At 45.8% G+C, this 23170-nt stretch carries 17 protein-coding genes, 3 tRNA genes and 1 pseudogene; 9 read left to right on the plus strand and 12 right to left on the minus strand.

Translation table 11 applies throughout. From position 1 onward, the window contains the following. Positions 1-110 precede the first annotated feature (110 nt). Positions 111-1497: pseudogene (locus RO21_RS07835) on the minus strand (ABC transporter substrate-binding protein). Positions 1498-1576: 79 nt separating this feature from the next. Between RO21_RS07835 and pcp the strand changes: the two are divergent. After that, entirely contained in the window at positions 1577-2215 is a 639-nt protein-coding gene (pcp, locus tag RO21_RS07840; protein WP_047977247.1) for a pyroglutamyl-peptidase I, read from the plus strand. A gap of 64 nt (positions 2216-2279) precedes the next feature. Here the strand turns inward: pcp and proS are convergent, their stop codons facing one another. Then, entirely contained in the window at positions 2280-3995 is a 1716-nt protein-coding gene (gene proS, locus RO21_RS07845) for a proline--tRNA ligase (protein WP_047977248.1), read from the minus strand. 368 nt (positions 3996-4363) lie between these two features. Here proS and acpP point away from each other — a divergent pair, with 368 nt between their 5' ends. The 3 genes from acpP (at position 4364) to glmS (ending at position 7369) form a co-directional block, all read left to right on the plus strand. After that, positions 4364-4594 (plus strand): acyl carrier protein, encoded by a 231-nt coding sequence (gene acpP, locus RO21_RS07855; protein WP_006249478.1) that lies wholly within the window; start codon positions 4364-4366, stop codon positions 4592-4594. A gap of 128 nt (positions 4595-4722) precedes the next feature. Beyond that, positions 4723-5505, plus strand: coding sequence for a DeoR/GlpR family DNA-binding transcription regulator (locus tag RO21_RS07860; RefSeq protein WP_047977250.1), 783 nt, complete (start codon positions 4723-4725; stop codon positions 5503-5505). Positions 5506-5536: 31 nt separating this feature from the next. Beyond that, positions 5537-7369 (plus strand): glutamine--fructose-6-phosphate transaminase (isomerizing), encoded by a 1833-nt coding sequence (gene glmS, locus RO21_RS07865; RefSeq protein ID WP_047977251.1) that lies wholly within the window; start codon positions 5537-5539, stop codon positions 7367-7369. Positions 7370-7417: 48 nt separating this feature from the next. Here glmS and RO21_RS07870 read toward each other — a convergent pair whose 3' ends face one another. Beyond that, positions 7418-7936: a DUF805 domain-containing protein gene (locus RO21_RS07870; protein WP_047977252.1), complete on the minus strand. Its 519-nt coding sequence runs from the start codon at positions 7934-7936 to the stop codon at positions 7418-7420. Positions 7937-8069: 133 nt separating this feature from the next. On the opposite strand from RO21_RS07870, the gene prfC reads away from it, so the two are divergent. Both prfC and rlmB read left to right on the plus strand, forming a co-directional pair. Beyond that, on the plus strand, positions 8070-9659 hold the full coding sequence (gene prfC, locus RO21_RS07875) for a peptide chain release factor 3 (RefSeq protein ID WP_047977253.1): 1590 nt from the start codon (positions 8070-8072) through the stop codon (positions 9657-9659). A gap of 149 nt (positions 9660-9808) precedes the next feature. After that, positions 9809-10546 carry a 23S rRNA (guanosine(2251)-2'-O)-methyltransferase RlmB gene (gene rlmB, locus RO21_RS07880; protein ID WP_047977254.1) on the plus strand — a complete coding sequence of 246 codons (738 nt, stop codon included), beginning with the start codon at positions 9809-9811 and terminating at the stop codon, positions 10544-10546. Positions 10547-10937: 391 nt separating this feature from the next. On the opposite strand, the gene RO21_RS07885 is transcribed toward rlmB, so the two are convergent. The 5 genes from RO21_RS07885 to RO21_RS07905 form a co-directional block, all read right to left on the minus strand. After that, positions 10938-12236 (minus strand): NAD(P)/FAD-dependent oxidoreductase, encoded by a 1299-nt coding sequence (locus tag RO21_RS07885; protein WP_047977255.1) that lies wholly within the window; start codon positions 12234-12236, stop codon positions 10938-10940. Between the two features lie 62 nt (positions 12237-12298). Further along, positions 12299-12375, minus strand: a tRNA-Arg gene (locus RO21_RS07890). Positions 12376-12427: 52 nt separating this feature from the next. Next, positions 12428-12504 (minus strand) — tRNA-Arg (locus RO21_RS07895). A gap of 13 nt (positions 12505-12517) precedes the next feature. Then, positions 12518-12612, minus strand: a tRNA-Ser gene (locus tag RO21_RS07900). Between the two features lie 182 nt (positions 12613-12794). After that, a complete protein-coding gene (locus RO21_RS07905; RefSeq protein ID WP_047977256.1) occupies positions 12795-13397 on the minus strand; it encodes a YagU family protein in 603 nt (200 codons plus the stop codon). A gap of 245 nt (positions 13398-13642) precedes the next feature. On the opposite strand from RO21_RS07905, the gene purL reads away from it, so the two are divergent. The 3 genes from purL (at position 13643) to pgl (ending at position 20185) form a co-directional block, all read left to right on the plus strand. Continuing rightward, positions 13643-17539 (plus strand): phosphoribosylformylglycinamidine synthase, encoded by a 3897-nt coding sequence (gene purL / locus RO21_RS07910; RefSeq protein WP_047977257.1) that lies wholly within the window; start codon positions 13643-13645, stop codon positions 17537-17539. A 55-nt stretch (positions 17540-17594) separates the two neighbouring features. Continuing rightward, positions 17595-19418 (plus strand): AIPR family protein, encoded by a 1824-nt coding sequence (locus RO21_RS07915; protein WP_047977258.1) that lies wholly within the window; start codon positions 17595-17597, stop codon positions 19416-19418. Between the two features lie 65 nt (positions 19419-19483). Continuing rightward, the gene (gene pgl / locus RO21_RS07920) at positions 19484-20185 is read left to right on the plus strand and encodes a 6-phosphogluconolactonase (RefSeq protein WP_047977259.1); all 702 of its coding nucleotides are present in this window, start codon (positions 19484-19486) and stop codon (positions 20183-20185) included. A 54-nt stretch (positions 20186-20239) separates the two neighbouring features. On the opposite strand, the gene RO21_RS07925 is transcribed toward pgl, so the two are convergent. From RO21_RS07925 to RO21_RS07940, 4 genes are read right to left on the minus strand one after another with little or no spacing between them, the layout of a single operon-like run. Beyond that, on the minus strand, positions 20240-21040 hold the full coding sequence (locus RO21_RS07925; protein ID WP_047977260.1) for a glycosyltransferase family 2 protein: 801 nt from the start codon (positions 21038-21040) through the stop codon (positions 20240-20242). Next, positions 21037-21789 (minus strand): UDP-2,3-diacylglucosamine diphosphatase, encoded by a 753-nt coding sequence (gene lpxH / locus RO21_RS07930; RefSeq protein WP_047977261.1) that lies wholly within the window; start codon positions 21787-21789, stop codon positions 21037-21039. The genes RO21_RS07925 and lpxH overlap by 4 nt, the downstream gene beginning before the upstream one ends. Before the next feature lie 44 nt (positions 21790-21833). Then, positions 21834-22361, minus strand: coding sequence for a DUF1523 family protein (locus RO21_RS07935; RefSeq protein ID WP_047977262.1), 528 nt, complete (start codon positions 22359-22361; stop codon positions 21834-21836). 9 nt (positions 22362-22370) lie between these two features. Continuing rightward, the gene (locus RO21_RS07940) at positions 22371-23168 is read right to left on the minus strand and encodes a TatD family hydrolase (protein ID WP_047977263.1); all 798 of its coding nucleotides are present in this window, start codon (positions 23166-23168) and stop codon (positions 22371-22373) included. Positions 23169-23170 lie beyond the last annotated feature (2 nt).

Raw genomic sequence — 23170 nt, forward strand, 5'->3', positions numbered from 1 at the left:
ATTCCGTTAAAATGTCTATTTTTGTGCATTTGCTACATAATACCGCCAAAAACTCAACGTAAAAGACCGCTTGCAAGCGGTCTTTTTAGATGATTATGTTGCAAAACCGATTATTCGGTTAAGTAGAGATTGCGAATATAGTAATAATCCTGCGGATCGGTGGTGGTAAAGCCTTTGACATAAGGTTTCACCAAGCGTACATTCACCGAGTTATATACCCAAAAAGGTTTTCCATTCCTGATTTTCCAACGAAACTTGCACCGCGCCGTTAGTATTCGCTTTCCACATTGAAATCACTGCAATCGCAATTTTCTTGTGATTTTCAGATGTGTTATATAACAAGTTGAATTTTAACGGATTTTTCTTATCAAAGCCTGCCTCTTTAAGCAATTCAATCGCCTGCTGATTACGTTCTGCTTGCGACAATTTGGCATAAGCGGGCGGCTGAATTTTCTCCCCTTCACCAATATAATTCGGTGTGTGAGTGTAGGTGGGCGTTTGCCCCATTCCCAGCACTTTATCGGTAATAATGTCTCGTTGCAGTGCGAGGTTTAACGCTTTACGCACCCGTATATCATTAAACGGTGCTTTGGCATTATTAAACGCATAGAAGTAGGTGGCAATGGTACGGGTGGTGTGGAGTTGATCGGCTAATTCTGCCTTGAGTTTGGGGTAAAGATCGGCAGGAATGCTGGTGCTTGTCATATCCAAATCGTTGGCTCGGTAGCGCGCGACATCGGCATTGGCAGACGCAAGTGAAAGCAAGGTCGCTTTGTTGATCACCGTTTCTTTGTCGTTCCAATAGTGAGTATTGCGCGTAAAGACCAATTTTTCGTTTAGCACTCGCTCGGCAAGCGTGTAAGCGCCATTGCCGACAAAATGCCCGACCTCAACCCATTTATCGCCAAATCTGTTCACGCTCGCTTTATGTATCGGCACAAGGGCGTGAGACACTAACATTGCAGGCAAATACGGCACGGGCAAGCTTAAATTGAGCTGTAAAGTGTGAGCGTCTAAGGCTTGAATACCCAGTTCGGTGGGAGATTTTTTACCGTTGATGATGTCGGTAGCGTGGTTGAGTTTGAGCTTTTCAAGGTAACTCGCATAGGGTGAGGCAGTTTTAGGATCGGCTAACCGTTGCCACGCATACACAAAATCATCGGCAGAAAGCGGATCGCCGTTAGACCATTTTGCCTCTCTAAGTTTAAATGTCCACTGGGTAAAATCCTCGTTGCTGTGCCATTCTGTTGCCGTACCTGCTTGGATATTGCCCAATTGATTTCGAACCACTAGCCCTTCAAACAGTTGGCGGATAATCACCGCTTCGGGAATACCTTCCACTTTATGCGGATCGAGTGAGGCAGGTTCTGCGCCGTTGTTAATCACAATTTCCTGCTTGGCTCTCAGCTTAACCCCCTCAGGCACAACAGCAGCGGTGGCAGATTGCCCCGCGATAAGCAGAGTCAGTGTCGTCAGTAAAAATGTTGTCTTTTTCATTCGTTCGCTCCTGTTAGTGTTATAATTTGTTCAATAAACTAGCACAAAAGTTAATTTAATGTAAACAGAAATGATGCCTATGAAAAAAGTCCTTTTAACCGGCTTTGAGCCGTTTAACCACGAACCGATCAATCCCTCTTGGGAAGTAGCAAAAGTGGTCGCAGAACAGAGTGAGAATGTAGTGGCTGTACAACTGCCCTGCGCGTTTGACCGTGCTTTAACCGAACTGTTCGCCAACATTGAAGCTATTCAGCCCGATGTCGTGATCTGTATCGGGCAGGCAGGGGGTGTAGCGAATTTACAAATAGAGCGGGTAGCAATCAACTTAAATGATGCAACCATTCCCGATAACGCAGGGCAACAGCCGATTGATACGGCGGTTGTGCCGAATGCCCCGAACGCCTATTTTGCTACGCTTCCTTGCAAAGCGATTGTACAAGCGCTCAAAACCGCCGGCATACCTGCCGCATTATCGCTATCGGCAGGGAGCTATGTGTGCAACCACACGATGTTCGGGCTATTGGATTATTTGGCGAAAAATGCCCCGAACTGCCGAGGCGGTTTTATCCATATTCCATTTTTATTGGAACAGGGGGTACGACACCGAAACGCGCCGACAATGGCACTGGATACCTTAGTGCAAGGGATTCAAATCGCTATTCAAACAACGTTAACCAAAGAGACCGATCTCCACATAGCCGACGGTGCGATTTACTGATTTACACAAAACCAAAATAAAAAGACCGCTTGCAAGCGGTCTTTTTTGAAGCATTTTTTGCAAATTAAGCGTTGAGATGCCCTTTGATGAAATCAAGGATCTGATCTTTAGCGATCATCTGTTTTTCACCGTGGCGGCGGTTTTTGTACTCAATTTCGCCGTTGTCGAGGTTTTTCTCGCCGATGACGATCATATGCGGCACGCCGATCAATTCCATATCGGCAAACATCACGCCCGGACGCTCTTTGCGATCGTCAAAAATCACCTCTACCCCTTGGGAGCGTAAAGTGCGGTACAGTTCCTCGGCAAACGCCTGCACTTTTTCTGATTTGTGCATATTCATCGGCACAATCGCGACCGTAAAGGGTGCAATTTCATCGGTCGGCCAAATAATGCCGCGTTCGTCGTAGTGCTGCTCAATTGCGGCAGCGATCACACGGGTTACGCCGATGCCGTAGCAGCCCATAATTAAGGTTTGCGGACGACCGTCTTCGCCTTGTACAGTCGCATTCATCGCTTGGGAATATTTATCGCCGAGCTGGAAAATATGCCCGACTTCGATCCCCCGTTTGATTTGCAACGTACCTTTGCCGTCCGGACTCGGATCGCCCTCGACCACATTGCGTAAATCCGCCACTTTTGGCAAGGCAACATCCCGTTCCCAGTTCACGTTGAAATAGTGTTTTCCGTCAATATTTGCGCCCGCACCAAAATCGCTCATTAAGGCTACGGAACGGTCAATAATCATCGGAATATTGAGATTTACCGGCCCGAGCGAACCAACGCCCGCCCCGATTTTTGCCTTAATCTCTGCTTCATCGGCAAAGGCAAACGGCTCGGCAACTTCCGCCAGTTTGGTGGCTTTGATTTCATTTAAGTCGTGATCGCCACGCACGATTAACGCAACAAGCGGTTGGTTTTCGTCCGATCCTTTCACAATCAGGGTTTTAACCGTTTTTTCGATTGGCAAACTAAATTGTTCGACCAATTCCGCAATGGTTTTTGCATTCGGCGTATCCACCAATTCCAGTGCTTTCGTAGGGGCTTGACGTTCTCCCACGGCAATTGCTTCGGCGAGTTCAATATTCGCCGCATAGTTGGATTCGGTCGAGAATACCACGTCATCTTCACCGCTTTGGGCTAATACTTGGAACTCGTGCGAGGCACTGCCGCCGATCGAGCCGGTATCCGCTGCAACCGGGCGGAAATCCAACCCTAAGCGGCTGAAAATATTGCTGTAAGTTTGGTGCATTACGTCATAGGTTTCTTGCAACGATTCGCGGCTGGTGTGGAACGAGTACGCGTCTTTCATTAAAAACTCACGCCCGCGCATTACCCCGAAACGTGGACGTACTTCGTCACGGAATTTGGTTTGAATTTGGTATAAATTGAGCGGCAATTGGCGGTATGAGCTGATTTCACGGCGGACTAAATCGGTAATCACCTCTTCGTGTGTCGGGCCAAGCACAAAGGCACGGTTGCCGCGGTCGTTAAACCGTAATAACTCGGGGCCGTAGTCGTCCCAACGTTGCGATTCCACCCATAAATCCGCCGGCTGTACCACCGGCATTTCCACTTCCAGCGCGCCGGATTTATCCATTTCTTCACGGATAATGTTTTCCACTTTTTTCAATACCCGCAAACCCGTCGGTAACCAGTTGTATAAACCGGAAGCGAGGGGGCGGATCATTCCGGCACGCAGCATCAGTTGGTGGCTGACTACTTGGGCATCATTCGGGGTTTCTTTTAAGGTTGAGAATAAATATTGGCTTGTACGCATTGTGTGTCCTGTTTCATCAAATTAAAAATGCCGTATAAATTCGGAAAATCGGCTTATTCTAAAACAAAATGAGCGAGGATCGGCAAACAATTTTCGCATTTGCAAAAAATTTGCCGCATCTGACCGCTTGTATCGGGAAATCAAGCCAAAATTGGCGTTCGATCAAAAATCCCCTATGGATAATTTGCCGTCTTCTGTGGTAGAATGCGGTCGCTTTTTCGCTCCGCTGCTGAGCAAAACGATTTAGTTCAGGTGTGGGGAAAAGCGTAATCTGGTTTGACTTCTGCCAAAAGAGGTTGAATTTAGAGGAATTTTCTTTACACTGTTTAACTCTCGCATTTAGGCGAATTTTACATAGGAAACACAAAATGAGCATTGAAGAACGCGTAAAAAAAATCATCGTTGATCAATTAGGTGCTAAAGCGGAAGATGTGAAACCTGAAGCTTCATTCATTGAAGATTTAGGCGCAGATTCACTTGACACTGTTGAGCTTGTGATGGCTTTAGAAGAAGAATTCGATATCGAAATTCCTGATGAAGAAGCAGAAAAAATCACAACCGTTCAATCTGCGATTGACTACGTACAAAACAATCAATAATTTATGCGTAAATTTGAGGTGGCAATAGCCACCTTTTTTATTGCCTGCTATTTTCGCTTTTCTTTCCGATCTTTTCCCGCTATAATCCGCAACAAATTTTCGAAACGAAAGATAAATCATCAATAAATATGTCGAAACGAAACACACAACAGCGCCGCCAATTCATTGCTAATTTAGTGCAGTCTGAAGGCGAAGTGAGTGTGGAGCACTTATCCAACCTGTTTGAAACCTCTGAAGTAACGATCCGCAAAGATTTAACCGCCCTAGAAGAAAGCGGTTTTTTACTGCGTCGTTACGGCGGTGCTATCAAAATGCCGTCCGAGTTGAATGATGAAACGCAAGAAAAACTTTCGAAACAAAAGTTAGCCATCGCTCAAACAGCGCTCCGACAGATACGGGATCACAACCGTATCATCATTGACAGCGGCAGCACAACGGGGGCATTAGTCAAACTGCTCGATCAAACCGGATTGGTGGTGATGACTAACTCCCTCGCCCTCGCCAATGAATTGACCGCTTTGGAGTGCGAACCGACCGTGTTGATGACCGGCGGCACTTGGGACGCCCGCTCCGAATCCTTTCAGGGCAAAGTCGCAGAAAAAGTGTTGCGTTCTTACGATTTCGATCAACTGTTTATCGGCGCAGACAGCCTCGATCTCGCACGGGGTACAACTACCTTTAACGAGTTAGTCGGGCTAAGTCAAGTAATGGCGGACGTTTCCCGTGAGGTGATCGTGTTGATCGAATCCCAAAAAATCGGGCGAAAAATGCCCAATATCGAACTTGAATGGCAACAAATCGACAAACTGATTACCGATGATGAGTTGTCTGACGAAGTGAAATCCTGTCTCGAACAGCAAGGGGTGAAGGTGATTATCGCAAAAAACAGCGAAAATCCGCCCGCTTGTTAATCTATTTTAATTTTATAAAGGAAAAGCAATTATGTGTGGAATTGTCGGCGCAGTCGCGCAACGTGATGTCGCAGAAATTTTAGTGGACGGTTTACACCGTTTAGAATATCGGGGTTACGACTCCGCAGGGGTGGCGGTGCTGAATGCCGACCACGAACTGCAAATTGTCCGCCGAGTCGGCAAGGTAAAAGCCTTAGACGATGCCCTAGCACAATCGCCGATTTTAGGCGGGACGGGTATTGCCCACACCCGCTGGGCGACCCACGGCGAGCCGTCCGAAACCAATGCTCACCCGCACCGTTCCGGCAACATTGCGGTGGTACACAACGGTATCATCGAAAACTATGAGGAATTGCGAGAAACCCTGCAACAACGGGGCTACGTTTTCCAATCCCAAACCGATACGGAAGTGATTGCGCATTTAGTCGAATGGGAACTCCGTTCTGCCGATACGCTATTGGAAGCAGTACAAAAAACCGTTGTACAACTGCGTGGTGCTTACGGTACGGTGGTAATGAACCAAAACGAGCCGGAACATTTGGTGGTGGCTCGCTCCGGCAGCCCGTTAGTGATCGGCTTGGGAATGGGCGAAAACTTCCTCGCCTCCGACCCGCTGGCACTGCTTAGCGTTACCCGCCGTTTCATCTACCTTGAAGAAGGCGATGTGGCTGAAATCAGCCGCCGCAGTGTCGAGATTTACGATCAAAATGGCAGTAAAGTCGAACGAGCTATCCACGAGGGTAACTTTGAAGCCGATGCGGCGGATAAAGGCCCATACCGCCACTATATGCAAAAAGAGATTTTTGAGCAGCCGGTGGCGATCCGCAATACCCTTGAAGGTCGTATTCACAATGACAAAGTAGTGATTGATGCTATCGGCAAAGACGCAGAGGCTATCCTAAAACGCGTTGAGCATATTCAAATTGTGGCGTGCGGTACGTCTTATAATGCGGGTATGGTTGCACGTTATTGGTTTGAGTCGATTGCAGGGGTAAGCTGCGATGTGGAAATAGCCTCCGAGTTCCGTTATCGCAAATTTGTTACCCGCCCGAACAGCTTATTGATCACACTTTCTCAATCCGGCGAAACGGCAGATACCTTGGCGGCATTACGTTTAGCGAAAGAGTCGGGCTATATGTCGGCAATGACAATTTGTAACGTGGCAAGCTCGTCCCTTGTACGCGAATCGGATTTCGCTTTTATGACAAAAGCGGGCGTCGAAATCGGCGTAGCATCAACTAAAGCGTTCACCACCCAATTAACCTGTTTATTGTTGTTAAACGTAGCGCTTGGTCGCTTAAAAGGCACAGTCAGTGAAGCGCAGGAACAGCATATTGTTCAAGTCTTACAACGCCTGCCAACACAAATTGAAAGTGCATTAGTATTTGATAAAGCGATCGAAAAACTGTCCGAAGATTTTGCGGACAAGCACCACACACTGTTCCTCGGACGTGGTGAGTTTTACCCAATCGCGATGGAATCGGCATTAAAGCTCAAAGAGATTTCCTATATTCACGCCGAAGCCTATGCCGCCGGTGAATTAAAACACGGCCCGCTTGCGCTGATTGACAGCGATATGCCAGTGATTGTCGTTGCGCCGGAAAATGATCTGTTGGAAAAAGTGAAATCGAATATTGAAGAGGTGCGGGCAAGAGGCGGGCAGCTTTATGTGTTCGCCGATCACGATGCCGGCTTTAGCGAAAGCGAAGGCTTTAAGACGGTGGTCTGCCCGAAAGTGGACGAAGTTACCGCCCCGATTTTCTACACCGTGCCGTTACAGTTACTCTCTTACCATATCGCCCTGATTAAAGGCACTGATGTGGATCAACCGAGAAACTTAGCCAAAGCAGTTACGGTAGAATAATTTCAACACGAAAAAGGGGACGAGACCGCCCCCTTTGTTTTGACTATTTTATGCCACTAATTGAGTTGGCGGTGATGTTTCATCTGGCGTATCCGAATCATATTTCGGGCTTTTACCATATTTATTTGTGTGTGGTTGCCCGTCTTTAAAAATAAGCCATAAGCTAAAAATGAGATAAACAGCAATCATAATAAAATAGAAAATACCAAATATAATTAGACCGCTTGAATCTCCAGAACCTTCAAAATTGGCAAATAGAATGATCAGGGAAATAATCAAGCCTAATAGAAATGGAGAAAGTTGCCACCAACCTGAATAGCCTAAATCGTGCAAACGGCGTGTGGTAACACTGATATTTGCAATAAATAGTATTAAGGTGAAGAGACCAAAAATAGTGCTAAGCACCAGACTTATACCTTCTAGGTTTAAGTATTTACTAGCTTCTTGAATAATACCTAAAGCCAGTTGTATCAAGAAATTTATCAAAATAAACCACCCATACTCTCTACGTCTAGCACGGTCTTTGAAATTAAAACTGTTTTTCAGGGCATAAATAAACCAATTCATTTTTCTCTCCTTTTGCAAGCGGTCAGTTGAAGTGAAAAGTGTGCAAAGTGTAGCATAATTCGCCAATCTTGGTTGTTATCTTTGCACAGATCGGGGAAAATAGTCGCCATTTTTCAAAGATAAAGAGAATAGAATGTCTTTAAACGATTACCCACAACAAGTGAATAAAAGACGCACCTTTGCGATTATTTCTCACCCCGATGCCGGTAAAACCACCATTACCGAAAAAGTCTTGCTCTACGGCAATGCCATTCAAAAAGCCGGTTCGGTCAAAGGCAAGGGTTCAACCGCTCACGCTAAATCTGACTGGATGGAAATGGAAAAACAACGGGGAATTTCCATTACCACCTCCGTGATGCAATTCCCCTATAACGATTGCCTTGTAAATCTGTTGGACACACCGGGGCACGAAGACTTTTCGGAAGATACCTACCGCACCCTCACCGCCGTCGATAGCTGCCTAATGGTGATTGACTCGGCAAAAGGGGTTGAAGAGCGCACGATTAAATTGATGGAAGTTACCCGCCTGCGTGATACCCCGATTTTAACCTTTATGAACAAGCTCGACCGTGATATTCGTGATCCGATGGAATTATTGGACGAAGTGGAAAGCGTGCTGAAGATCCGCTGTGCGCCAATCACTTGGCCTATCGGCTGCGGCAAATTGTTCAAAGGCGTTTACCACCTTGCCAAAGACGAAACCTATCTTTACCAAAGCGGGCAGGGGCATACAATTCAAGATGTCCGCATTGTCAAAGGGTTAAACAGTGCCGAGCTTGATGATGCGGTCGGCAGCGATCTTGCCCAGCAACTGCGTGATGAACTGGAATTAGTGCAAGGGGCGAGCAATGAATTTGAGTTGGACGCATTCTTAAAAGGCGAACTCACGCCGGTCTTCTTCGGCACGGCGCTTGGCAATTTCGGGGTAGATCATTTCCTAGACGGTTTAACGGCGTGGTCGCCTGCCCCGCAAGACCGCCAAGCCGATGTGCGTAGCGTAGCCGCCAGCGAAGAAAAATTCAGCGGCTTTGTGTTCAAAATTCAAGCCAATATGGATCCGAAACATCGGGATCGGGTGGCGTTTATGCGTGTCGTTTCGGGCAAATATGAAAAGGGAATGAAGCTCAAACACGTTCGGATCGGCAAAGAGGTGGTCATTTCCGATGCACTCACCTTTATGGCGGGCGACCGTGCTCACGCCGAAGAAGCCTACGCCGGCGATATTATCGGCTTACACAATCACGGCACGATCCAAATCGGCGATACCTTCACGCAAGGCGAGAACCTTAAATTTACCGGTATTCCCAACTTTGCGCCGGAGCTATTCCGCCGCATTCGCCTAAAAGATCCACTCAAACAGAAACAACTGCTAAAAGGATTGGTACAGCTTTCTGAAGAAGGGGCGGTGCAAGTGTTCCGCCCGTTAATTAACAACGATTTAATCGTGGGCGCGGTTGGGGTGTTACAGTTTGATGTGGTCGTGTCCCGCTTAAAAACCGAGTACAACGTAGAGGCGATTTACGAAACGGTAAATGTGGCAACTGCCCGCTGGGTTGAGTGCAATGATGCGAAAAAATTTGAGGAATTTAAACGCAAAAACGAACAGAATTTAGCCTTAGACGGTGGCGATAACCTCACCTATATTGCGCCGACAATGGTTAATCTCAACCTTGCCCAAGAGCGTTATCCGGACGTTACCTTCTTTAAAACACGGGAACACTAATACGCAAGCGGTCAGTTTTCACAGAAAATTTGCAAAAACACGAATATAAATGTTGATACATTGCAGGGAGGCAGAACGCGCGTCCGCAGACCATCACTGCAAATTTTCCCCTTAAACCGACCGCTTGTCAGACAAAATAAGGAACACAAATGAGCGAACAAATTTACGGTATCCACGCCGTTAAAGCATTCTTAGACAATGCGCCGGAACGTTTAATCGAGGTCTTCGTCCTAAAAGGGCGGGAAGATAAACGCCTTACCCCGCTACTCACGGCGCTGCAACGCTACGGCATTGCAGTGCAACAGGTGAACCGTCAAACCTTGGACAATAAAGCTCAAGGCGAGGTACATCAAGGGATCATCGCCCGCATTATGCCCGCTAAAGAACTGAACGAAAATGATTTGGATACGATTTTAGCCGCCAAATCTGCGCCATTGTTGCTTATTTTAGACGGGGTAACTGATCCGCATAATTTAGGGGCGTGTTTACGCACAGCCGATGCGGCAGGGGTTGATGCCGTGATTGTGCCAAAAGACAAATCTGCCCAACTGACCGCCACCGCCCGCAAAGTGGCGTGCGGTGCAGCCGAAACGATGCCGCTGATCAGGGTAACCAACCTCGCCCGTACAATGCGGGAATTACAGGCTCGCCAGATTTGGATTGTCGGCACAGCAGGCGAAGCCAGCGAAAACCTATATCAAACGAAATTAAACGGTGCAATTGCATTGGTGATGGGCGCAGAGGGCGAAGGAATGCGGCGACTCACCCGCGAACATTGCGATCAATTAGTCAGTATCCCAATGGCAGGTTCGGTATCGTCCTTAAATGTGTCCGTTGCCACCGGTGTCTGCCTGTTTGAGATTGTCCGCCAACGCACCGCAAGCTAAACCGCCTTAAGAAATATGATGGCTCGCTACGCACAACATAAAAATGGAGGCGTACTAAACGCCCTCTATAAACCATTGAAATGAGAGATATTAGACACACTCTGTATATCGCTACGACCGAAATAAAATCTCCGTGTTTGCAACTGCTACACAATTTCGTAAAAAAAGCGGGCAAACTACCCGCTTTTTGCAATATTATGTAGCAGTTGCACAAAGTTGTTTTTTTGTTCACTCGTAGGGACACACTGCGTGTGTCCGGATTTTAACCTATTGAAATAATTTGATTTTTACAAAGGACACACGCAGTGTGTCCCTACATTCTGTTAAAATGTCTATTCTTGTGCATTTGCTATATAATATCGGCTTTTTGTACTCTTTCACAATAGATTGTTTAACGGTATTTATCCAAAAACTTATAGTAATTCGTGCCGATTTTCAGTGCCATTTTTTTCACAAAATGCCCACCGAACAGGCTTGGGATTTTCAGATTTTCAAATACTGCTAACCGCTCGTCATTCCCCTCAATCGCTTCGGCAATAATGCGTCCTGCCAAACCGGTCAGTGCTACGCCGTGTCCGGAGAACCCTTGTGCAAAATAAATATTAGGTTGAGTGCGCCCAAAGTGCGGCGCAGAGTTGATCGTCATATCAATCGGGCCGCCCCAACCGTAATCAATTTTGACATCTTCCAACTGCGGAAACACATCCAGCATATTCCGCCGCATTTTTGCCACCATATCAACATTGGTGCTGGAATCGCTCCCGAAAAGGAGACGATTATCGGCACTCAAGCGGTAGTAATCCAAGAAAATATTGTTATCGCACACCGACATTCCGTTGTTGATGACCGAGTCGGCGAGGGCTTGACTTAGAGGTTCAGTCGCAATAATAAAACTTTCAACCGGTAAAATTTTGCGCGCCAGCTTACCGCTAATGTGCTTATTCGATTTGGCATCAATGTAGGCATTGGTGGCTAACACCACATTTTGTGCGGTAATCACACTTTCCGGTGTTGTAATTTTGACCGACTTACCGCAAGGCTCTAATTTGAGTGCGGGGGTATGTTCATAGATTTTTACCCCTAATTTAAGACAGGCTTGGGCTAAACCTAAGCAATAGTTGAGCGGGTGCAGATGACCCGATTGGCTGTCAAACAAGCCACCGCAGTAAATACGGCTGCCAACGTGCTGCTCGACTTTGGTTTTATCCCATAGCTGCATATGTTGGTAGCCAAAGATATTGCGACTGGCTTGTTCAATCGCAATCAGGTCGTCTAGTCGGCGTTCATTTAACGCAAGGGTGGCGTAGCCCCGCTGCCAATCGCACTGAATTTGGTATTTTTTGATGCGCTCATCAATAATATCAAGCGCTTCGAGGGACATTTCCCATAACTTACGGGCATTCTCCAAGCCGATTTGCGCAATATATTCATCAATGCCGTCTTCAAAGCCGTTAATGGCTTGCCCGCCGCTGCGTCCGGATGCCCCAAAACCGACCCTCGCCCCTTCAATAACCACTACCTCTTTGCCTTTTTCCGCCAACTCTAAGGCTGCCGAAAGGCCTAAAAAACCGCCGCCGATAATACACACTTGCGTATGGCAATCTTGGGTTAAATTCGGCAGTTGAAAATGAATATTTCGGGTATCGGAATAGTAAGTTCGGATATGTTCTTGATGTGCAAAGGTCAGCATAAAATTCGCTTGATGAAATCTTATTTGAGAAACTGTTGAACGATAAGATCTGATATTTGAAATGGCGCACCCGAGAGGATTCGAACCTCTGACCGCTCGGTTCGTAGCCGAGTACTCTATCCAGCTGAGCTACGGGTGCAGATTTGGGAGAAACAGTGTATTGACTTTATTATGTTGGAACACCATTAAAATGGCGCACCCGAGAGGATTCGAACCTCTGACCGCTCGGTTCGTAGCCGAGTACTCTATCCAGCTGAGCTACGGGTGCGTGATAAAGTAAATGGCGGTGAGAGAGGGATTCGAACCCTCGATGGAGCTTTTTAACCCCATACTCCCTTAGCAGGGGAGCGCCTTCAGCCTGCTCGGCCATCTCACCACTCACTGTGTCTGTGGGCGTGCATATTACTAGGTTCGCAAAATAAGTCAAATTTTTTTTTGAAAAAAAGTAATGATTGGACAGTTCCTAGTCAGAATGATGCCTTTTGCAACATTTGCATACAGCCTATACCAAAAACAAAAGGCCGGGATTTCTCCACAGCCTTTTTGCTTCACTAACAATTAGCGAGAGGCGTGCTCAAGCGACACTTCCGGATCCGGCTGCTTGGTGATGCGGTTACGCAAATCGCGGCGGATCACCTCGATCGTCCAGAACCAAAAAATATGCCCGACCAATTCGGAAATATGCTCATACAATGGCCACTCTGCTACCGGCGGCGTTAAACCTAATGCCGGAAAGGTAATATAATGCACGCAGATGTTTGCAATAATTCCTGCGCCGATGCCTTGCCAAAATTTGATTTTCGGGAAAATTTCCGCCACGACGCAATACCCGATAGCAAAAACCAATGAAAAAATCATATGGGTTACACCAATCCAGTTAAAAGCGTGGTCGGCAAACATAAACGCCTCTTCAGTCGGGTCAATCCCGATATAATCACGCAAAAAAACGTGTGGTGGGTTTAAGAAGGCACGGGAACATACTTCAATCGCTTGCGAAGGGTCTTGACAGGCTGCGGCAAAAAAATCAAACGGGCTGCGTGGCGGAAACGGGTGCTCCGCTCCCCATTTCACAAACGCCGAAATAATACCGGCAATCACACCAATAAAAATCGCCAAGCCATAACGGCGGCGAGCAGGATCAGTTTGTTGTAATAGGCTCATAAGCTACCTTTTGAATGAAAAATTAAATAAATTTAGCGTTTGAAATAATCATCAAACAGCGTGTATTTTGACGCTATGCACTCGAAATATCAAAAAAATCTGCCTCACGCACCGAGTTAATTTGATCCAAATCAAAAAGCATCTCACTTCCCCACCTCGACATCGTTAAATTTCACAATGCAAACGTTTGCGTTATCCGTTATAATTAACGCCAAATTTCTATTTTTCATCTACGGAATCATCAAATGACTGTACAAACTTTTCGCGGCTCACCTGCCCTTTCCGCATTTCGTTTAACCCAGCTTTCCCATACTTTCGAAAAACAGCAATTACCGGTGAAATCCGTTTATGCCGAGTATTTGCATTTTGTGGCGTTAAACCGACCGCTTGCAGCAGACGAAACCGTTAAAATTCAAGAACTTTTACACTACGGGCCAACCCTTGAAGAGCACGAACCGACCGGATTTTGCCTCATCGTTACCCCGCGTATCGGCACGATTTCTTCGTGGTCGTCCAAAGCAACCGATATCGCCCATAATTGCGGATTAACCGCCGTTGATCGCATTGAGCGTGGCTTGGCGTACTACTTTGATTTTTCCGCTCAACCGACTGCCGAGCAACTCGACACCTTAAAAGGTTTGCTACATGACCGAATGTTAGAAACCGTATTAGATGCCCCTGAACAAGCCGATGCGCTCTTTGCTCAACAAGAGCCGAAACCGTTCACCTGTGTGGATATTCTGAACGGGGGACGCAAAGCCTTAGAAGTGGCGAATGTCGAATTAGGTTTGGCACTTGCCGAAGATGAAATTGATTATTTGGTGGAAAACTTTACCGCACTGGACCGTAATCCACACGATATTGAGCTGTATATGTTCGCCCAAGCCAACTCGGAGCATTGCCGCCACAAAATTTTCAATGCAGACTGGACGATCGACGGCAAAAAACAGGATAAATCCCTCTTCAAAATGATTAAAAATACCTTCGAGAAAACCCCTGATTATGTACTTTCCGCCTACAAAGACAATGCGGCAGTGATGGAAGGCTCAACGGTCGGGCGTTTCTTCCCCGACCAAGACGGGCAATACCGCTATCATAATGAAGATGCGCATATTTTGATGAAAGTGGAAACCCACAATCACCCGACTGCTATCTCACCATTTCCGGGGGCGGCAACCGGTTCGGGCGGCGAAATCCGTGATGAGGGCGCAACGGGGCGAGGCGCAAAACCGAAAGCCGGCTTAACCGGTTTTTCCGTGTCCAACCTACTTGTACCGAACTTTGAGCAGCCGTGGGAAAATCCAATGAGCAAGCCGAACCGTATCGCCTCTGCGTTGGATATTATGATCGAAGGCCCGCTCGGCGGAGCCGCATTCAACAATGAATTTGGTCGCCCTGCATTGCTCGGCTATTTCCGTACCTATGAAGAAAAAGTAAACAGCTTCGGCGGCGAGGAAGTGCGTGGCTACCACAAACCGATTATGCTGGCGGGCGGGATCGGCAATATCCGTGCCGAACACGTTCAAAAAGGCGAAATTCCGGTTGGGGCAAAATTGATTGTCCTAGGTGGGCCGGCAATGAACATCGGCTTAGGTGGCGGGGCTGCGTCCTCAATGGCATCGGGCAAATCGAAAGAAGATTTGGATTTTGCTTCCGTTCAACGTGAAAATCCGGAAATGGAACGCCGCTGCCAAGAGGTGATCGACCGCTGCTGGCAAATGGGCGAAGATAACCCGATTCTATTTATCCACGATGTCGGGGCGGGTGGTTTGTCCAACGCAATGCCGGAATTAGTTCACGACGGTGAACGGGGCGGTAAATTTGAGCTGCGTGATATTCTCTGCGATGAAAAAGGAATGTCGCCGCTCGAAATTTGGTGTAACGAATCTCAAGAACGCTATGTGTTAGCCGTTTCACCGGACAAATTACCTCTATTCACCGAAATCTGTGAGCGTGAGCGTGCCTGCTTTGCCGTGATCGGCGAAGCGACCGAAGAAAAGCACCTCACTCTGCACGATAACCACTTTGACAATAACCCGATCGATTTGCCGATGAACGTATTGCTCGGTAAAACCCCGAAAATGCACCGTGAAGTTTCGTCAAAAACCGTGCAAAACCCACCGCTTGCAACGGAAGAGATCAACTTAAAAGAGGCGTTCCACCGTGTGTTACGCTTACCGGTTGTGGCGGAAAAAACCTTCTTAATCACCATTGGCGACCGCTCGGTAACAGGAATGGTAGCACGGGATCAAATGGTCGGCCCGTGGCAAATCCCAGTCGCAGACTGCGGGGTAACAACATCCAGCCTCGACAGCTACCACGGCGAAGCAATGTCAATGGGCGAACGGGCACCGGTTGCCTTATTAGACTTCGGAGCATCTGCACGTTTAGCGGTTGCCGAGGCAATCACCAATATTGCTGCAACCGACATTGGCGACATTAAACGGATTAAACTCTCGGCAAACTGGATGTCGGCAGCAGGACACGCCGGCGAAGATGCAGGGCTTTACGAAGCAGTGAAAGCTGTCGGCGAAGAACTTTGCCCAACCCTCGGCATCACCATTCCGGTGGGTAAAGACTCAATGTCAATGAAAACCACTTGGACGGAAAACGGCGAACAAAAAACCGTTACCGCCCCGCTCTCATTGGTGATCAGTGCCTTTGCCCGTGTGGAAGACGTTCGCAAAACCGTTACCCCGCAATTACGCACCGATAAAGGCGCAACTCGTCTATTGTTAATCGACCTCGGCGAAGGCAAAAACCGCTTGGGCGCAACCGCCTTGGCGCAAGTGTATAAACAACTGGGCGACAAACCGGCAGACGTAGTCAATGCCGATACGTTGAAAAACTTCTTCAACGCAATGCAAGTCCTTGTTTCACAACAGAAATTACTTGCCTATCACGACCGTTCGGACGGCGGTTTAATCACTACGCTCGCCGAAATGGCATTTGCAGGACACTGCGGAGTGGAAGTGGACATCAGCGCCTTAGGCGATGACGACTTGGGCGTACTGTTCAATGAAGAATTAGGCGCAGTGATTCAAGTGGCTGACAGTGAATTAACCGCCGTGCGTGATGTGCTACAAGCGCATAATCTGATTGCCCATACCAAAGAATTGGGGGCAGTGGTGGCGGAAGATCGCTTTGAAATTGCCCGCGGCACGCGCAAATTACTTAGCGAAAAACGCTCCGAATTGCGTGGAATTTGGGCGGAATTGACCCACCAAATGCAGCGTTTGCGTGATAATCCGGAATGTGCCGATGAAGAGTTTGAAACGAAAAAAGATCCGCATAACAAAGGGTTATCTGCCCATTTAACCTACGACATTAACGAAGATATTTGCGCCCCGTTTATCAACAAAGGGGTCAAACCGACGATTGCTATCTTACGTGAACAGGGCGTAAACAGCCATTATGAAATGGCAGCGGCGTTTGACCGTGCCGGCTTTAATGCGATTGACGTGCATATGAGCGACCTCATCGCAGGCAGACGAAATCTGAAAGATTTCAATGCGTTAGTCGCTTGTGGCGGCTTCTCATACGGCGATGTACTTGGCGCAGGCGGCGGCTGGGCGAAATCCATTTTGTTTAACCCAATGTTGCGTGATCAGTTTAGCCAATTCTTCGCCAACCCGAATACCCTTGCCCTCGGTGTATGTAACGGCTGCCAAATGGTCTCAAACCTTGCGGAAATTATTCCGGGCACGGAAAATTGGCCTCGCTTTGTGCGTAATAAATCGGAACGCTTTGAAGCGCGGGTCGGCTTGGTGAAAATCAACGACACCCACTCACACTGGTTCGCCGGAATGGCAGGCTCACATATGCCTATTGCTGTCAGCCACGGCGAAGGACGGGTGGAGTTCAAGCGGTCAGATCAGCTTGCGAATTTGCAAAAACAGAACTTGGTGATTGCGCAATACATTGACAATAACCTGCAACCAACCGAAGTTTACCCGGCCAACCCGAACGGTTCGGTACAGGGCATTACCGCTATCGGCAACGCAGACGGACGAGTCGCCATTATGATGCCACACCCAGAGCGTGTGTTCCGCACCGTCAGCAACTCTTGGCACCCGGAAAACTGGAAAGAAGACGGCGCTTGGATGCGGTTATTTAGAAATGCGAGAGTAGCGTTGAATTAGCCCTGATACAAGTTGTTTTAAATATAAATAAAATTATTTTATATGGAAATTAGCCATGAATAAAGTTACAAAAATAAATCATCCAATAATTGAAGCTTATGTGAGAAATTTCATTTATCAACATGAGATAGGAGAACCATACTCACTAGATCAACATACCATCTTTGAAAAATACATAAATAGCTTAATACTAGCTAGATACACGAATGATCCTAATGCTACTTATGAAGATATGGATACAGGAACAGCTTTTGGTATTGATGGTATTGCAATTTTTATTGCCGATAGATTAGTAACTAATATTGATGATATTGATTCTATTATAGAAAGCACCAAAAAATTTGATGTAGAATTCTTTTTTACTCAAATTAAAACATCTAGCCAATATAATCGCAATGAAATAGGAGATTTTCTTAAAGGTATACGTAGATTTTTTAACTTTGATACATGTTCAATAAAAGAGCTAGAATCTTTTTGGGAAGTAGCAAAATACATTTACTCAAAAAGTTCGAAATTCAAAAATCAACCATCATTACACATGAAGTTTATATGTCTATCTCCAAAAGAAATAGATCTGAAAGATGTACATCTGAAAGATGAGTTAGATATAGGTATTAATGGGCTTAATGATCTTAATTTATTTGATGAAGTTGTAATGCCAGAATTCATTGGGATAAAAGAGATTATGACTTTACACTCTAAGGTTACCTCCGAACTAGAAGTGTCGATTACATTAACAAAACAGCCTATTCCGTATCCTAAAGATCCAGATAATAAAGTAAAAAGTGGATATTATGGATTAATCAAATTAGAGGAGTTTATTAAAATTTTAACGGAAGAAGAAGATAATAAGCTTTCTCTAAGAAAGAGAATTTTCGATGATAATATAAGATATTACTTAGGTTCTAATGAGAAAATAGAAGTAAACTCTAATATGAAAACACAACTATTAGATAAAAAAAGTTATTTGTTTGGACTATTAAACAATGGGATAACAATTATTTGTGATGAAATAAAATTGAATTCCGAAGAACTAACTCTAACAAATTATCAAATAGTAAATGGATGTCAAACTAGTAATGTAATTTTTGAATCCCTTTCTCAAATCAGTAATAAGGATGAAATATATTTGCCTATAAGGTTAATTGCAACAGAAGATGAAGATACTAAACATAAAATTATCAAGGCAACTAACAGCCAGACAGAATTAAAGCCTGAGCAGCTAGCTGCTTTATCTTCGGTACAAAAAGCACTAGAAGAATTCTACAATACTAAAAGAATTTCAAATAAGTTTGATTTATACTATGAACGAAGAACTGAACAATATAGGGATGATAGTATACAAAAAACTAAGATAGTAAATATACCATCTCAAATAAAATCCGCATCTGCATTATTTTTTGATTTACCTCATGAGGTTTCTGGACAATATGGTAAAGTAGAAAAAAGAACTAGAGGTCTATTATTTAAAGATAGCGATATAAATTATTTAAATCCATACTATGTAAGTGGATTAGCTTGGTATAGAGTAGACAGGTTTATCCAAAATAATGAGTTGGGGAAAAAATATAGAAGAGCAAGATGGCATATTATTATGTTAATAAAATACTATTTATGTAATAGTGATAGTATTGAAAATAAAATTGATAAAAGATCTAATCAAAATAGTGAAACCATTGAACAATATTTACTTGATGAAACAAAATGTAACGAAACTCTAAATGGTATATTAGGATTAATAGAGGATTATTTAAACTTGGAAGATGGTGGAGCCGAAAAACAAATAGGCGATCGTAAATTATTTGAACGTAAAGATACGACAACGAAATTGATTGAATATATTAAATCTAGAAGAAAAAAACTAACTGAAATTACATAGTAACATAAATTAAAAAATAGGAATTCTTTCTACAATTATTAATATTTTAATGGTTTTGACTAATAATGAACACCCTAATCTTCCCCACTGCACAAAATGCGGTGGAAAAAATTGCACAAGAGTTGCAACTGTATAGCCGTCAAAATCGGGCGGTGCATATTTCGCTATCGGGCGGCAGTACGCCGAAGTTGTTGTTTAAAACCTTGGCGCAAGCGCCATATATCACGGGTATTAACTGGGCAAATCTCCATTTTTGGTGGGGGGACGACCGTATGGTGCCGCCGCACGATCCGGAGAGTAATTATGGTGAAGTGCAGAAATTGCTGTTCGATCATATTCAAATCTCAACAGAAAATATTCACCGTATCCGTGGGGAAGATGATGTAGAACAAGAGCTTGCAAGATTTTCGCAGGAACTGACCGCTTGCGTGCCGAATCAGCAGTTCGATTGGATTATTCTCGGTATGGGGACGGACGGACATACCGCCTCGCTTTTCCCTCATCAAACGGATTTTGCCGATCCGAATTTAGCCGTGATTGCCAAACACCCTGAAAGCGGTCAGCTTCGGATTTCTAAAACGGCAAAACTGCTTGAGCAGGCAAAACGCATCACCTATTTGGTAACCGGTTCAAGTAAAGCCGATATTTTAAGGGAAATTCAAACAACCTCTGCCGAAAACCTGCCCTACCCTGCGGCAAAAATTAAGGCGAAAAATGGTATTACCGAATGGTACTTGGATAAAGATGCCGCCAAACTGCTCGACTAAATCCACCAACAAAAAAGGGCGTACCACAACACGCCCTTTTCTTTTTCTCATCAATTAATCGGCTTTCGTCCATTCCATTACCAATGGTTTGATACCGATCTCGTTGGAATTAAGGCAATCCCTAAGCTGTTGAATACTTTGACAAATATTTGCGGTAACTTGATTGGCTTGGGCGATATCTTCCGGTGTAATATCGGGGCGAACACGCTCAAATAATATCGCATCTAACAGATGCTCGGCGTGCATACCCTCCCGACAAAAATTCAATACCCCTGCCTCGCCAAACGTTGTGGCAACAGTGGCAATTTTGGTGGTGGCAATGCCCAATGCGCCGTCTTCGCCGCCAAATACCCGAAACAATGAATGTTGCGGAAAGCCGCCACACGCGAGAAAAAACGATCGCCGAAACACCGTGTTGCCCGCCCCCGTCATTCGCATATGTTGCCACGCATAATCAAAATTCGAGTGTTCGGCATAACGTGGCGCAAGATCAATCGGCTTTAATTCCAAACGTACAAGCGCTACTTCGGGGCGGTGCAAAAATACCGCCTCCGCTACCTGCAATGCCTGATTTTCGTAGGCATCGTCTGCATCTAAAAAGGCGATAAACGCTGCCTCACTTTGCAAAGCACCCCAATTCCTCGCTTTCGCCGCTCCGCCGTTTTGCGCCAATCTCTCTACCCGAATTTTGTGCGGTAATTGTGCTTCAAACTGCTTCGCAAGCTGAAAAGAGCCGTCCGTTGAGCAGTCATCAATCAACCAAAGCGTGCCGAGTTGGGCTTGATTCAACGCACTTTGCACGGCACGTTGCAAGGTATCTTCTGCGTTGTAGCAGGGGATAATCACATCTATCATTTTGATTTTTCAAGATTTTCAATAAACCGAAAGCCGTCCGCCGTTACCGATAAGATGGAAATTTTCTGTTCGCCCCAATCCCCCAATACAATGCGGGTGAACAGGCTGTCGGCAGATTTTCTGCCGTAATGCACCGCTTGTCTGTGCGTATGCCCGTGAATCAGCCACTCTGCTTGGTATTTCGCTACCGTTTGTGCGGTAAATGCGGGATTAACGTCCATTATCTCTGCCGATTTCTGCCGTTTATCTGCACGACTTTTGGCACGAATTTTCTCGGCAATGCTGACCCGCCACTTCAACGGTAAACACAAAAAGAGCCGTTGCCGCCATTTTTGATGGACTTTGCGGCGAAAGCGTTGGTATTTCACATCGTCAATGCAAAGGGTATCGCCGTGGCAGAGTAGCGTTTTTTTGCCAAATAAATCAATAGGATAGTAATCGGGTAATAAGGTTATGCCCGTTTCCTCGGCAAAGCGGTTGCCGATTAAAAAATCCCGATTGCCGCAAATAAAATAGCACTTCACATCGCTTGTGGTGAGCTGTTTAAGTTGCTGTTTGACTTGGGCAATCAGCTCGGACTGTTCATCATCGCCCACCCAAAAATCAAACAGATCGCCCAAAATATAAACCGCCTCGGCAAGCGGTGCGTTATCCCGCAAAAATTGCAAAAAATGAGCGGTAATTTGGGGCTGATGATCGTTTAAGTGCAGATCAGCGATGAAATAGTAATGTGGAGAAAGGCTATTCATACTCTTAATGCAAAAAGAATGGGCGATATATCGCCCATTGTCTGCTATTTTGAACTATCAAACCAGCCCCGCACCAGTTGGACGGAGAGGAAGAAAGTGAGTGCCAAAAACGCGTAAAGAATGTAGCTAACCCACGGTTTTGACAGGGTTTCGCCCGCCTCAAGCGGTTTAATTGAGACGATATTTCTAAATTCGTTCAGCCAGTTGATGCGCCAGCCGTAGTAGCGGATTTCGACCAACTGTTTTTCATTCGCATAGGCTTGCGCTTTGGCTTGAATATCCGCCGAGTTGAATTTGAAGTAGAGCGGTAAGCCCCAGCCGGTATCTTCGTTACGGTACACCATTACTTTTTTCTCTTCAGGACTTTCGGTAAACAAGAAATAGACATCTCGCACTTGCCCATCGGGAGGATTGGATTTGCTGATTAAGCCGTCTTTGTCCATTCGGCGGACTTCCATTCCGGTTACAACGGTTGCCTCGTAGCTTGGAAAAGCGTAGTTCACTGCTCCGACCAAGACAATATGTAGGGATAACATCACGAGAATCAGGAAATATTTAATCATCGTTTTCATTGGGTCTCCTTAGCTTGCAAGCGGTTGGATTTTAAATAAATTTTGCACATTTTGAGTCGTGATACGGGCAAATTCTCGGCTGGATAAGCCCTTCAAGGTTGCGACATAATCGCACACTTCCCGCACATACGCCGGTTGATTTGGCTTGCCACGATAGGGAATCGGCGCAAGGTAAGGGGAATCCGTTTCAACCAATAGCCGCTCCATCGGCACTTGCCGCACCACTTCCCGCAATTCTTCTGCGTTGCGGAACGTGATAATGCCGGAAATCGAGATGTAAAAGCCTAAATCCAACGCCCGTTTCGCCATTGTCCAATCTTCCGTGAAACAATGTAACACACCGCCACACTGTTCGGCACGATTTTTTTCCAATATTTGCATTGTATCTTCACGGGCAGAGCGTGTGTGGATAATCAAGGGCTTGTGCAATTTATTCGCAATATCAATCTGTTGTTCAAATAACGATTGCTGCAATGCTTTTGTTTCGGGGGTGTAGTGATAATCCAGCCCCGTTTCGCCGATTGCCACGACCTTTGGATCCTGTGCCAACGCATAGAGTTTATCGTAATCAAAAGGTTCATCTTCAACATTGAGGGGATGAACGCCGCACGACAACGAGACATCATTTCGGTGAGCGGTGAGCTGTTTCATCGCCTCAAATCGTCCGACTGTCGTACAAATGGAAATAAAATGATGCACACCGCGCGCTTTGGCATTCGCAATAACTTCGTCCACATTTTTGTGGCGGGTTGCATAATCCAGCGAGTCAAGGTGGCAGTGGGAATCTACAATCAGTAAATCGTTCAAAG

Origin of the sequence: Muribacter muris (genome assembly GCF_001038205.1) — a bacterium.
Taxonomy (GTDB): Bacteria; Pseudomonadota; Gammaproteobacteria; order Enterobacterales; family Pasteurellaceae; genus Muribacter; species Muribacter muris.